The 13,338-nt window shown below is 70.4% G+C and carries 10 protein-coding genes and 1 pseudogene; 1 reads left to right on the forward strand and 10 read right to left on the reverse strand.

Going from position 1 to position 13,338, the window contains the following annotated elements; translation table 11 throughout:
- The first annotated feature begins 285 nt into the window (after positions 1-285).
- Positions 286-2,154: pseudogene (locus tag ACFWSK_RS07200) on the forward strand (ricin-type beta-trefoil lectin domain protein).
- A 10-nt stretch (positions 2,155-2,164) separates the two neighbouring features.
- Here the strand turns inward: ACFWSK_RS07200 and cimA are convergent.
- The 10 genes from cimA to ACFWSK_RS07250 form a co-directional block, all read right to left on the reverse strand.
- The gene (gene cimA, locus ACFWSK_RS07205; protein ID WP_383782863.1) at positions 2,165-3,772 is read right to left on the reverse strand and encodes a citramalate synthase; all 1,608 of its coding nucleotides are present in this window, start codon (positions 3,770-3,772) and stop codon (positions 2,165-2,167) included.
- 331 nt (positions 3,773-4,103) lie between these two features.
- Positions 4,104-4,721, reverse strand: a complete 618-nt coding sequence (locus tag ACFWSK_RS07210) for a TetR/AcrR family transcriptional regulator (protein WP_383782864.1) — start codon at positions 4,719-4,721, stop codon at positions 4,104-4,106.
- A 57-nt stretch (positions 4,722-4,778) separates the two neighbouring features.
- A complete protein-coding gene (locus ACFWSK_RS07215; protein ID WP_383782865.1) occupies positions 4,779-5,804 on the reverse strand; it encodes an agmatine/peptidylarginine deiminase in 1,026 nt (341 codons plus the stop codon).
- 39 nt (positions 5,805-5,843) lie between these two features.
- The gene (locus tag ACFWSK_RS07220) at positions 5,844-7,526 is read right to left on the reverse strand and encodes an urease subunit alpha (RefSeq protein WP_383782866.1); all 1,683 of its coding nucleotides are present in this window, start codon (positions 7,524-7,526) and stop codon (positions 5,844-5,846) included.
- On the reverse strand, positions 7,526-8,212 hold the full coding sequence (ureA, locus tag ACFWSK_RS07225; RefSeq protein ID WP_383782867.1) for an urease subunit gamma: 687 nt from the start codon (positions 8,210-8,212) through the stop codon (positions 7,526-7,528). Before ureA ends, ACFWSK_RS07220 begins: the two co-directional genes overlap by 1 nt.
- Positions 8,213-8,407: 195 nt before the next feature.
- A complete protein-coding gene (locus ACFWSK_RS07230) occupies positions 8,408-9,511 on the reverse strand; it encodes a branched-chain amino acid aminotransferase (protein WP_383782868.1) in 1,104 nt (367 codons plus the stop codon).
- A 254-nt stretch (positions 9,512-9,765) separates the two neighbouring features.
- Complete coding sequence (locus tag ACFWSK_RS07235; RefSeq protein ID WP_383782869.1) at positions 9,766-10,803, reverse strand: 3-isopropylmalate dehydrogenase; 1,038 nt, start codon at positions 10,801-10,803, stop codon at positions 9,766-9,768.
- An 89-nt stretch (positions 10,804-10,892) separates the two neighbouring features.
- Positions 10,893-11,021, reverse strand: a complete 129-nt coding sequence (locus tag ACFWSK_RS07240; RefSeq protein WP_328906033.1) for a hypothetical protein — start codon at positions 11,019-11,021, stop codon at positions 10,893-10,895.
- A 351-nt stretch (positions 11,022-11,372) separates the two neighbouring features.
- Positions 11,373-11,912 (reverse strand): GNAT family N-acetyltransferase, encoded by a 540-nt coding sequence (locus tag ACFWSK_RS07245; RefSeq protein WP_383782870.1) that lies wholly within the window; start codon positions 11,910-11,912, stop codon positions 11,373-11,375.
- A gap of 63 nt (positions 11,913-11,975) precedes the next feature.
- A complete protein-coding gene (locus ACFWSK_RS07250; protein ID WP_383782871.1) occupies positions 11,976-13,034 on the reverse strand; it encodes a S1 family peptidase in 1,059 nt (352 codons plus the stop codon).
- Between the last annotated feature and the right edge of the window lie 304 nt (positions 13,035-13,338).

Here is a 13,338-nt window from a genome sequence, read left to right on the forward strand (position 1 = left end):
GCCTCCGGGGCAAGGCGGGGCAGGGCGGGAACCACGGTTCCGGTACCGGTTCCGCAACCGCTACCGGAACCGGTACCGGCGTTGCGGCTGGAGTTAACCCCGCGGAAAAGGTGCCGTCAATACTTCACGTCGAGATTGGTCCGTACCCATTCCCCCACCTGGCCGGACGCCTTGTCCGTTCAATTCGTGAACGCACGGGCTACTTGACGCGGACACGTAACGACCGTTTCACTCACGCCACGTTCGACGGCACACCCCACACCTCTGCCGAGAAAGGCAGCAGCCATGATCCGAACCAGCAGAGCAGCGAGGGTCCTTCTCGCCACGGCGCTCGCGACCGCAGGTCTGGCCGGGCTCTCCTCCGGTACCGCACAGGCCGCGGGCGAGAGCGTGAACATCGTGCTGACCACCACGGACGACTCAGGCGGCCGCCATGTCACCCGTGGCCTCCAGACCCAGGCGCCGATCAGCTTCGGCGCGGGGAACGGCGGCTCGGGCACGAACATCACGGTCGACGAGAACACCCGCTACCAGACCTTCACCGGCGGCGGCGCCTCGTTCACCGACACGGCCGCCTGGCTGATGAAGGGCAGCGGCGCGCTCAGCCAGTCGACCCGCGACGCGACGATGAGGAAGCTGTTCTCCCCCACCGAGGGCATCGGGCTCTCGTTCGTACGCAATCCGATGGGCGGCTCCGACCTCGCCCGGTTCGGCTACACGTACGACGACATGCCGGCCGGGCAGACCGACCCGAACCTCGCCAACTTCTCGATCGCACACGATCTGCAGGACGTACTGCCGCTCACCAAGCAGGCAAAGCAGCTCAACCCCGCGCTGACGACGGTCGCGTCCCCGTGGACCGCGCCCGCCTGGATGAAGGACACCGGGCAGCTGAACGGCGGCTGGCTGAAGGCCGAGAACTACGGCGCGTACGCCAACTACTTCGTGAAGTACCTCCAGGCGTACAAGGACCAGGGCATAACGGTCGACTACGTCACCGCGCAGAACGAACCCACCTGCTGTTCCGGCTATCCGTCCATGAGCTGGAACGGCCCGGGACTCGCCTACTTCACCAAGAGCGAGCTGCTGCCGAAGCTCCGGTCGGCGGGCCTGGCAACCAAGGTGCTCGCCCACGACTGGAACTGGGACACCTACGACGCGTACGCGGCGGCCACCGTGGACGACGCGGCCGTGCGCAGCCACCCCAACTTCGGCGGGATCGCCTGACACGGTTACGGCGGCGACATCGCCAAGCAGACCTCCGTGCACAACCAGTACCCCGGGCTGGACGCCTTCCAGACCGAGCACTCGGGCGGCACGTGGATCGCCGACCAGCAGCGCGAGGACATGCTCAACATCATCGACTACACCCGGAACTGGGCGAAGTCGGTGACCAAGTGGTCGCTGGCCGTGGACCAGAACCGGGGCCCGCACAACGGCGGCTGCGGCACCTGCGACGGGCTGATCACCGTGCACAACGGGGACAGCAGGCACGGGCAGGTCGACTATACGGTCGAGTACTACACGATGGGTCACCTGACGAAGTTCGTGCGGCCCGGCGCCGCGCGCATCGCCTCCACCGCCAGTTCGACGGTGCCCAACGTCGCCTGGCGCAACCCGGACGGCTCCAAGGCGCTGATCGCCTACAACGGCTCCACGTCCGCCCAGCCGGTCACCGTCAACTGGGGCGGGCAGAAGTTCACCTACTCCCTCCCGGGCCGCACCGCGGCGACCTTCACCTGGTCGGGCGCCCCGTCCGGCCCGGCGGGCAGCACCGGCGCCCTCACCGGCATCGGCGGCAAGTGCCTCGATGCCACGGGCAACAGCGGCGCGGACGGCACCCCCGTCCAGATCTGGGACTGCACCGGCGCGGCCAACCAGCGCTGGACGGTCCCGGGCGACGGTTCCGTCCGGGTGCTCGGTGCCTGCCTTGACGTGACCTCGGGGTCGACGGCGAACGGAGCGAAGGTCCAGCTGTACACCTGCAACGGGACGGGGGCCCAGCGCTGGACGTACGACCCCGCGACCGGCGACCTCGTCAACACGGCCGCGGACAAGTGCCTCGACGTGACCGACCAGTCCTCGGCGAACGGGGCCCGCGCCCAGATCTGGACGTGCACCGGAGCCGCCAACCAGAAGTGGCGGCTCCAGTGAGACGGTCCGGCTAGTCGAGGGGCTCGACGCCCGCCCGCAGCAGGCCGTAGGTGTACGCGTCCTCCAGTGCCTGCCAGGAGGCCGCGATGATGTTCTCGGCCACGCCCACCGTCGACCAGTCGCCGGCTCCGTCACCCGTGGTGATCAGTACCCGGGTGGTGGAGTCTGTGCCGGTCGTGCCCTCCAGGATGCGGACCTTGTAGTCCACCAGCTCCAGCTTGGCCAGCTGCGGGTAGATCCGCTCCAGACCGACGCGCAGCGCCCGGTCCAGTGCGTTGACCGGTCCATTGCCCTCCGCGGTGGCGACGATCCGCTCGCCCTTGGCCCAGAGCTTCACGGTCGCCTCGTTGGCGTGCGTGCCGTCGGGGCGGTCCTCGGTGATCACGCGCCAGGACTCCGTACGGAAGTAGCGGCGGGCCCGGCCCTCGACCTCGCTGCGCAGCAGGAGTTCGAAGGAGGCGTCGGCCGCCTCGTACGTGTAGCCCTGGAGCTCGCGCTCCTTGACCCGGGCCACGACCCGCCCGACGAGCTCGCGGTCGCCCCCGAGGTCGATGCCGAGTTCCTTGCCCTTGAGCTCGATCGAGGCGCGGCCCGCCATGTCGGAGACGAGCATCCGCATGGTGTTGCCGACGAGCTCCGGATCGATGTGCTGGTACAGGTCCGGGTCGACCTTGATCGCGGAGGCGTGCAGTCCGGCCTTGTGGGCGAAGGCGGAGACCCCGACGTAGGGCTGGTGGGTGGAGGGCGTGAGGTTGACGACCTCGGCGATGGCGTGCGAGATGCGGGTCATGTCGGCGAGCGCGCCCTCGGGGAGGACGGTCTTGCCGTACTTGAGTTCCAGGGCGGCGACGACGGGGAAGAGGTTGGCGTTGCCGACCCGTTCGCCGTATCCGTTGGCCGTGCACTGGACGTGGGTGGCGCCCGCGTCGACGGCGGCGAGGGTGTTGGCCACGGCGCAGCCGGTGTCGTCCTGGGCGTGGATACCGAGGCGGGCCCCGGTGTCCGCGAGGACGGTGGCGACGACGGCCTGGATCTGCGCGGGAAGCATGCCGCCGTTGGTGTCGCACAGGATGACGACATCGGCGCCCGCCTCGGAGGCGGCTCTGACGACGGCCTTGGCGTACTCGGCGTTGGCGCGGTAGCCGTCGAAGAAGTGCTCGCAGTCGACGAAGACGCGCCGGCCCTGCTCGCGAAGGTGGGAGACGGTGTCGCGCACCATCTCCAGGTTCTCCTCCAGCGTGGTGCGCAGGGCCAGTTCCACATGGCGGTCGTGGGACTTGGCGACCAGGGTGATCACCGGCGCACCGGAGTCGAGGAGTGCCTTGACCTGCGGGTCGTCGGCCGCGCTGCCGCCCGCCCTGCGGGTCGCCCCGAAGGCGACCAACTGAGCGTGGGCGAAGTCGATCTCCTGCGCGGCGCGGGCGAAGAACTCCGTGTCGCGCGGGTTGGCGCCCGGCCAGCCGCCCTCGATGAAGCCGACGCCGAAGTCGTCCAGATGGCGGGCAATGGTCAGCTTGTCCGCGACCGTCAGGTTGATGCCTTCACGCTGTGCACCGTCGCGCAGTGTGGTGTCGAAGACATGGAAGCTGTCGTCGGTGGCCGTGGCCTTGGTGGTCATGCTGTCTGACTCCTGTCGGATGAGTGGATACCGGACGATCGGGCTCCACTTGCCCCCATCATCCCGCGTGCGCCGCCCCGGCCGAGGTGAGGGCCGGAAAACGAAAAAACCTCTCGCGGGTGCGAGAGGTCTGCGCGCGGGTCTGGGGCACGGTGGCCGCGCCGTACGTGGTGGTACGGGACGATCACTGCGGACCGGCGCGCCTGTTGCCAATAATCATGACGAACGAGGACACGGAGGCAGTCTTGCACAGCGACGCCCCCGTCTCCCGGCCCGTCTCAGAATGCGGTCGTGACGTCCGTCGCAGACGCTCGCAGGCCCACTCCTGGGTTCAGGGGCCGGGAAAGGGGAACAGCGCGTCCCGCAGGAACTCCCGTACATGGCAGAGGACCTGCTCGCGCCCCGTACCCGGTATGCCGACGGCGACATGGACGCTGAATCCGTCGAGCAGGGCCCGCAGCCGGGCGGCGAAGCGGTCCGGGTCCACGGAACGGAACTCGCCGCGCGAGATCCCCTCGGCGAGGAGCGCCACCAGGTCCCGGTGCCAGGCCCCCTCGATCGCCGCCTGCCGTCCGCGCGCGTCCGCGTCGGCGTTCTGCGAGCGGTTCCAGACCTCCAGCCAGAGCGTCCAGTGGGGGTCGCGCGGCCCTTCGGGTACGTAGAGGTCCACGTACGCGTCGAGCCGCTCGGCGACGGACGCCTGCCGGGAGAGCAGGGCACCGCGCTCGGCGCCGAGACGGCCCTCGCTCCATTCCAGGGTCTGGAGGAGCAGTTCGTCCTTGGTCCGGAAGTAGTAGAGGAGGTGCCCGCTGCTCATCCCGACCTCGCGCCCGAGCCCGGCCATGGTCAGCCCGTCGAGCCCGCGCTCGGCGATGGTGGCCATGGCCGCCGCGAGCACGGACTCCCGGGGCGGGGCGATATTGCGCCGGCGGGCGGGTGGCGTGGTCATGCTGCGGCCGGGGCGCAGAGCATCTCGTTCACCCGTACGTTCTACCGGATCCGCGGCTCAGCCGTGCACGGCCGGCTGCTGCTGGGTGATGCAGTGGATGCCGCCGCCGCCCGCGAAGATCGTCCGGGCGTCGACCAGCTCGACCGTACGGCCGGGGTGCAGACGGCGGAGGATGTCCGCGGCGTGCTCGTCGCGCGGGTCGTCGAAGGCGCACAGCACCACACCGCCGTTGCAGAGGTAGTGGTTGATGTAGGAGTAGTCGACCCACCGGCCGTCCTCGTCCTGGACCACCGTCGGCGCCGGGACCTCGACGACCTCCAGGCGGCGGCCCTTCGCGTCCGTCTGCGACCTGAGCATCTCCACGTTCTCCCGGCAGAGTGCGTGGTCGGGGTGGGACGGGTCGGGCTGGGTGTGGGCGACGACCACGCCGGGCCCCGCGAAGGCGGCGACGATGTCGACATGGCCGAGGGTGCCGTAGCCGTGGGGCGGGTAGTCGCCGGTGAGGCCGCGCTTCAGCCAGATCGCCTTCGTGGTGCCGAGCCTGGCGTGGATCTCGGCCTCGGCCCCGGCCTTCGTCCACCCCGGGTTGCGCTCCGGACCCAGCTGCACCGTCTCGGTGAGCAGCACCGTGCCCTCGCCGTCGACGTGGATGCCGCCGCCCTCGTTGACCAGGGGCGAGCTGTGCACGGGCACACCCGCGAGGTCCGCCACATGGCGGGCGATCTTCGCGTCGTGCTCCCAGGTGGCCCAGTCCTGTGCGCCCCAGCCGTTGAAGACCCAGTCGACGGCCGCCAGCCGGGTGCCGTCGGTGACGAAGGTGGGGCCTATGTCGCGCATCCAGGCGTCGTCCAGCTCGCGCTCGACCACCTCGATGTCCGGGCCGAGGAGACCGCGGGCCTCCTGCGCCTGGCCCGGGCCGGCGATCATGGTCACCGGCTCGAAACGGCGTACGGCCCGGGCGACCGAGGCCCATGCCTCGCGGGACTCGGCGAGGTCGTCACCGGAGAAGGTGACGTTGGGGCCCGGCCACGCCATCCAGGTCCGCTCGTGCGGAGCCCACTCGGGCGGCATACGGTAGCTCATGTCGTACTCCAGGGAACGTGTGCTTGAAGGGACGTGTGCCTAAAGGAAGTAGAGCCGGTTCAGGGAGACCGATTCGGCCGGTTCGGAACGCACGGGAGCTCCGTCCAGCGTGACCAGACCGCTGTCCCCGTCCACACCCACCGCACCGATCCGGGAGTTGAGGCGCAGGTCCGCCGGACCGATCCCCCGGGTGCCGCGCACGGCGACCCTGCGGCGCCGCGTGGGCATCAGGTCGGAGCCCAGCTCGGTGGCGGCCTTCGCCACGAAGGCCACCGAGATGTCCGCCGGGGTGGTCCCGTAGGCCCCGAACTGCGGTCCCAGGACCAGCGGTTCACAGGTGTCGGTGGCGGCGTTCGGGTCACCCGTCACCCCGTACGCCGGGAAGCCCGACTTCAGTACGAGCTGGGGCTTCGCCCCGAAGAACTGCGGCTTCCACAGCACGATGTCGGCGAGCTTGCCCACCTCGATCGATCCGATCTCGTGCGCGAGACCGTGCGCCAGGGCCGGGTTGATCGTGAGCTTCGCGAGGTAGCGCAGGACACGGGCGTTGTCGTCGTGCGGACCGTCGCCCTCCAGCGGCCCCAGCTCGGCCTTCATCTTCCCGGCCATCGCGAAGGTGCGGCGCACGGTCTCGCCCGCCCGCCCCATCCCCTGCGCGTCCGAGGAGGTGATGCCGATCGCACCGAGGTCGTGGAGCACGTCCTCGGCGCCCATCGTGCCCGCCCTGATCCGGTCCCTCGCCATCGCGGCGTCGCCCGGCAGGTCGGTCTTGAGGTCGTGTACGGAGACGATCATCCCGTAGTGCTCGGCCACCGCGTCCCGGCCGAAGGGCAGGGTCGGGTTGGTGGAGGAGCCGATGACGTTGGGCACGCCCGCCATCTTGAGGACGTTCGGTACGTGACCGCCGCCGCAGCCCTCGATGTGGAAGGCGTGGATGGTCCGGCCGTCCAGGACGCTCAGGGTGTCCTCGACGGACAGGCATTCGTTCAGTCCGTCGCTGTGCAGGGCGACCTGCACGTCGTGCTCCTCCGCCACGCGCAGGGCGGTGTCGAGCGCGCGCGTGTGGGCGCCCATGTCCTCGTGGACCTTGAAACCGGATGCGCCGCCCTCGGCGAGGGCCTCCACCAGCGGAGCGCCGTCGGAGGACGAACCACGGGCCAGGAAGCCGATGTTGACCGGCCAGGCGTCGAAGGCGTTGAAGGCGTGGCGCAGCGCCCACGGCGAGTTGACGCCGACCCCCCACACCGGGCCGAATTCCTGACCGATGACGGTGGTGACACCGGAGGCGAGCGACGCCTCCATGATGCGCGGCGACAGGAGGTGGACATGGGTGTCCACGGCGCCGGCCGTGGCGATCATGCCCTCGCCGGAGACGATGGTGGTCCCGGTGCCGACGACGACGTCGACGCCGTCGAGGGTGTCCGGGTTCCCGGCCCGGCCGATCGCGCTGATGCGGCCCTCGCGGATGCCGATGGAGACCTTCCTGATCCCCAGGACGGCGTCGATGACCAGCACATTGCTGATGACGACGTCACAGGTGTCGCGTACGGCGGCCGCCTTCAGATGCAGCCCGTCGCGTGCGGTCTTGCCGAATCCGGCGAGGAATTCGTCGCCGGTCCGCTGCGCGTCCGATTCGACACGCACCACCAGGCCGGAGTCGCCGAGAACGACCCGGTCCCCGGCCCGCGGCCCGTGCACCGAGGCGTATTCGTAGGGGTCCATCAGGCGTCCTCCGCTCCGAGATAGCCGCAGGCCGCCGCGCGCCGCAGGGCCTCTTCCTTCGCGCCGGGCGTGTCCAGCGGGCCGTCGACCAGGCCCGCGAAGCCGATCGCGATCCGCGCGCCGCCGATCGGCACGAGGCCGACCTCGGCCCCGCCGCCCGGATCGAAGCGGACCGATGAGCCGGCGGGCACGCACAGCCGCATGCCGTAGGCCGCGGCCCGGTCGAAGTCGAGCCGGGGGTTGGCCTCGAAGAAGTGGAAGTGCGAGGTCACGCTGACCGGGACGGTCGCGGTGTTGCGCACGGTCAGCCGCAGCGCCGGCTCGGGCTCGGCGTGCGGCGCGGCGGGCAGTACGGCGCCGGGTGCCTCCTCGCCGAGGCCCCCGCCCCCGATGGGCGAGGACACGACCGCCAGCCGGGAGCCGTCGTCGAAGACGGCCTCCACATGGACCTCGGTGACCACGTCCGCCACTCCGGGCAGGACGTCGTCGGGCCCCAGCACGGCACGCGCGGCCTCGATGGCCTCCGCGAGCCGCCGCCCGTCGCGGGCCGCCTCGCAGACGGTGTCCGCGATGAGCGCGGTCGCCTCGGGGACATTGAGCCTCAGCCCACGCGCCCGGCGCGCCCGCGCCAGTTCGGCGGCTCCGAAGAGCAGCAGCCGGTCGCGCTCGGTCGGGGTCAGTCTCATGTCACCACACCTCCTGGTTAGAACAGCACTCTAACGGGGAGTAGGTGATGCTGGAAGCCCTGTGAGATGCAACTGCTTCACTACTTTGAGCAGCACTCAAATTGCAGCACAAGGAAAGCCCGCGGACGGTACGACTCAGGCGCCGTACGAACCCGTACGGCGCCTGAGCGGGTGAGCAGTGCTGAGCGAGGGCCCCTAGCCGAGCGGGTGCATCCAGCCGTGCGTGTCCTCGGCGATGCCGCGCTGGATGTCCAGCAGGCGGTCACGCAGCTTCATCGTGACCTCGCCGGGCGTGCCGTCGCCCTGGGTCCACTCGGTGTCGGCGGTCTTGACGGTGCCGACGGGCGTGATGACGGCGGCGGTGCCGCAGGCGAAGACCTCGGTCAGCGTGCCGTTCTCGGTGTCGGCCTTCCACTGGTCGATGGAGACGCGGCCCTCCTCGGGCTCGTATCCGAGGTCACGGGCGACCTTGAGCAGCGAGTCGCGGGTGACGCCCGCGAGGAGGGAGCCGGTCAGCTCGGGGGTGACGAGGCGCTTCTTGCCGTCCTTGCCGCCGTACACGAAGTACAGGTTCATGCCGCCGAGCTCCTCGACCCACTTGTGCTCCACGGCGTCGAGGTAGGCGACCTGGTCGCAGCCCTGTGCGGCGGCCTCGGCCTGGGCCAGCAGGGACGCCGCGTAGTTGCCACCGGTCTTGGCGTCGCCCATGCCGCCGGGGACGGCGCGGACGCGGTTCTCGGAGAGCCAGATGGAGACGGGCTTCACGCCACCGGGGAAGTACGCGCCGGCAGGCGAGGCGATGACGATGAAGAGGTACTCGTTAGCGGGCCGCACGCCCAGACCGACCTCGGCCGCGATCATGAACGGGCGCAGGTAGAGGGACTCCTCGCCGCCGTGCTCCGGAACCCACGCCTTGTCCTGCTGGACCAGGGCGTCGCAGGCCGCGATGAACGTCTCGACCGGAAGCTCGGGCATCGCCAGCCGGGCGGCGGACCGCTGGAAGCGCTCGGCGTTGGCCTGGGGACGGAAACTGGCCACGGTGCCGTCGGGCTGGCGGTACGCCTTGAGGCCCTCGAAGATCTCCTGCGCGTAGTGGAGCGTCATGTTGGCCGGGTCCATCGACAGCGGGCCGTACGGGACGAGCTGGGCGTCGTGCCAGCCCCTGCCCTCGGTCCACCTGATCGTCACCATGTGGTCGGTGAAGTGGCGGCCGAAGCCGGGGCTGACCAGGATCGCCTCGCGCTCCGCGTCGGACAGCGGGTTCGAGGAGGGCTTGAGCTCGATCGTGGGCGTCGTCATGAGTGCGTGTCCTTCACCGGTCTTGTGTGTGATGGACCGCGCTCACGCCCTCTGCCGCCCGACGGCTGTCGGAGAGGTCCTAGGACGTCCGAGCAATGCCGCGAGCCACGGCCCCGCGTTCGATTATCTCCCGGGGGCGGCCGTGCGCGAAATGACGTGATTGCGGTCCAGGGTCGATGGTGGCACCCGGAGACCGCATAGGAGAAGCCGCCGGGTGCGTCGCGACCCGGCGGCTTCGAAGTGGAGTCGTCGGGTCAGCTCGCTACTCGTACCGCGAGGGCGTCGCCGATCTCGTCGGTGGTACGAGTGCCGTCGCGCTCCGCGAGATCGGCGGAGACGGCGTCCTCGATGCGCACGGCCTCGGTCTCGTAACCGAGGTGCCGCAGCAGAAGGGCGACGGAGAGAATCGTGGCGGTCGGGTCGGCCTTGCCCTGGCCCGCGATGTCGGGGGCAGAACCGTGGACCGGCTCGAACATCGACGGGAACGTGCCCGTCGGGTTGATGTTGCCGGAGGCGGCCAGGCCGATACCGCCGGTCACGGCGGCGGCGAGGTCCGTGAGGATGTCACCGAAGAGGTTGTCGGTGACGATGACGTCGAAGCGCTCCGGCTGGGTGACGAAGAAGATCGTCGCGGCGTCGACGTGCAGATAGTCGGTGGTGACCTCGGGATACTCGGTCCCGACCCTGTCGAAGATGTTCTTCCACATGTGGCCCGCGTACACGAGGACGTTGTTCTTGTGGACCAGCGTCAGCTTCTTGCGCGGGCGGGCGTTCGCCCGCTCGAAGGCGTCACGGACGACCCGCTCGACACCGAACGCGGTGTTGATGCTGACCTCGGTGGCGACCTCGTGCTCCGTACCCGTACGCAGCGAACCGCCGTTGCCCGTGTACGGACCCTCGGTGCCCTCGCGCACGACGACGAAGTCGATGTCGGGGCGGCCGGCGAGCGGCGTCGCGGTGTTCGGGAAGAGCTTCGACGGGCGCAGGTTGATGAAGTGGTCGAAGGCGAAACGCAGCTTCAGCAGGAGCCCGCGCTCCAGGACGCCCGACGGCACGGACGGGTCACCGATCGCGCCGAGCAGGAGGGCGTCGTGGCTCTTGAGCGCTTCCAGCTCCGCGTCCGGGAGGGTTTCACCGGTGCGGTGCCAGCGCTGGGCACCAAGGTCGTACTCCTTGGTCTCCAGCTTCACATCCTGCGGGAGTACAGCGTTGAGGACCTTGAGGCCCTGGGCCACGACCTCCTGGCCGATACCGTCACCGGGGATCACTGCGAGATTGATGCTGCGAGACATATCGGCACCCTACTGGTCGTCCCATCCCATGACATCCGCTGTCCGCCATGCGGACAGCGGGCATGGGGCGGGTGCGGCCCGGCCGGCCCTCAGTGGCCGGTGGAGCCGCCGTTGTCCCTGCGGTCGAGGGCCCGCTGGAGCGCGGCGGCGGCGTTCTTGCGCTCGGACTCGGTGGGGCGGTGGGCGTGACGGACGCGGCGGACAGTGGTCTCGGCCATGGTGGATCGACTCCTTGAGATCGCGAGGATTTCGAGATCGAGATTCGAGATCGGGATTTCGAGGCGCCGGAAGGGGCGGGGAGCGTGCCGCAGGGGTTGCCTGCTCGGGGGCACGCGCTCACAACCGCCAGTCGCTTGATCGAGCGAGTCGTTCGGCTTCTACAAAGCTAGGACAGGAGGGCCGTTCTGTCTCCACAATTACTCGGACTTCCTACTATCTGAGACGGGCACGTCGAAACCCGTCGTCCGAAGTCCTGGATGCCGGCCACCCGGAGCAGCCTCAGCCGCTCGTACGCCTCGCTCCCGGGGCGCACCGGCGAGGGAGTACAGAATGGTTCACGGGGCGGGCGGTCAGAGAATGTCGCCGTCGCGCCAGTCGAAGATCAGCGCCCCCGCGCGGGGTTCCGGACCGCCGCGTACGTACGTGCTGCCCTCCTCGTCCGGCAGCGGCAGCAGTCCCCGGGGCCCCAGGGCGGCGATACCCCCTCGCCAGACCTCCCAGCCGCGGGACGCGTACAGACCGGCTCCCGCCTCGGACGCGGACAGCGCACCGAAGGCGTACGCCCCGTCGATGACGCCCTCCAGCGCCGCCGTCACCCGGCCGCCGAGCCCTTCGCGCCGCCGGTCGGCGCGGACGGCCACCCCTTCGACGTATCCGATCCGGTACGAGCGGTCCGCATGCACCACCCGCCGCGGGACGACGGCACCGTGGGCGAGGAGGTCGCCGCCGTCCCCGCGTACGAGGACATGGACCCCGCCCATGGTGTGATCCCAGTCCTCGTCGGCGAAGTCCCCGTCGAAGGCCGTGTCCAGGAACGCCCGGATGCCGTCGAGAAGGGGCGGGGTCAGCTCGTGGGTGTGCGCGGTGTGCAGCGTGGCCGGACGGGTCATGGACCCAGCCTGCCAGGTGCGCCCTCTGTCCGGCAGGCCGCCGGACAGAGGGCGCCTGACGGGTCAGTACACGGTGACGCCGTACGCGGCCAGGGCCTCCTTGACCGGCTGGTGGATGGCGGAGCCGCTGGTGCCGGTGCAGCCGGAGCTGCCCGAGTGGATGCCGAGGGCGACGGAGCCGGCGAAGTGGGCGCCGCCGCTGTCGCCGCCGGCCGAGCAGGCGGTGGTGCGGACCATGTTGTAGACGGGGCCGTCGCCGTAGTTGACGGTCACGTTGACCGCGGTGACCGTGCCGCTGGTCACCTTGGTGGTGGAGCCGCTCTTCTTGAGGGCCTGGCCCACGACCGCGTCGGCGGCCGAGGCGATGTCCTGGAAGCTGCCGTTGTAGAGGTCGACGTTTCCGGCGGGGGCGGAACCGTCGGTGTACCGGACGATGCCGTAGTCGTTGGTCGGGAAGCTGGTGCCCTCCCGGACGCCGATCACCGCTCCGCCCGAACTGGCGGACCAGTTGGCCGAGATGTTGGTGCAGTGGCCGGCCGTCACGAAGTACCGGGCACTGTTCTTGGTGACGTTGAACGCGGCCGAACAGCGGCTCCCGCCACCGTAGATGGCACCGCCGCCCGCGACCTCGCGGTGGAAGACGCCGGGCACCCTGGCGATGCGGACGGCTCCGTCGAGCCGGCCGGCGACGGCCCTGATGCGTGCCATCTCCCGTACGGAGACCGACTCGTCGGCCTCCACGGCGACCTGGTTGGTCCGGGGGTCGATGCCCCAGGACGTACCGGTGATCTTCGCACCGGCCTCCAGGGCGTCCATCGCGGCTTCGAGGTCCGCCGCGCTGCGCGTCACCCGGCGGACGGTGGCCCCCGCGGCACGGGCCTGTCCGGCGGCGCGGTCGCTGGTGACCGTGACGACGAGGCCGCCGGTCTTCGCGTCGAGGTAGCTGCCCGCACTGTCCGCTCCGAGCTGCCGTTCGAGCGTGGCGTCCAGGGCGTAGGCGGCCGGGGCGGGGGTGGCGCTCGCGGCGGGAACGGCCTCGGCCCCGGCGGGGGTCGCGCCGAGGCCGAGGGTCGCGCCGACGAGCAGGGAAACGCCGATGCGCGCACGAAGGGTGCGTCTCATGGGGGGAACTCCTTCTCGGATGACGTGTGGGGACGTACGTACCGAGCAAGGAATTTGACATGCGCATTACCTATGCCGCAAGAGTGCGTGGCCGGAAACGGCGGCCGCGGAGACCCGGGCACACATGGAAACCGCCCCCCGGCCGGCTGGGGGGCCGGACGGGGGGCGGGACTCGTGGCGGGGGGCCCGGCGGGCGCCCCCGGGGGGTAAGACCCGGTGGGGGGTGGGGGTGGGGGTGGGGGGGGGCCACGGGTACGTTATTGGGGGGGGGAACGGGCACCCCCGGGGGGTATGGGGCGCCCCC

The sequence above is a fragment of the Streptomyces sp. NPDC058620 genome, assembly GCF_042717135.1.
In the GTDB taxonomy this organism is placed as follows: domain Bacteria; phylum Actinomycetota; class Actinomycetes; order Streptomycetales; family Streptomycetaceae; genus Streptomyces.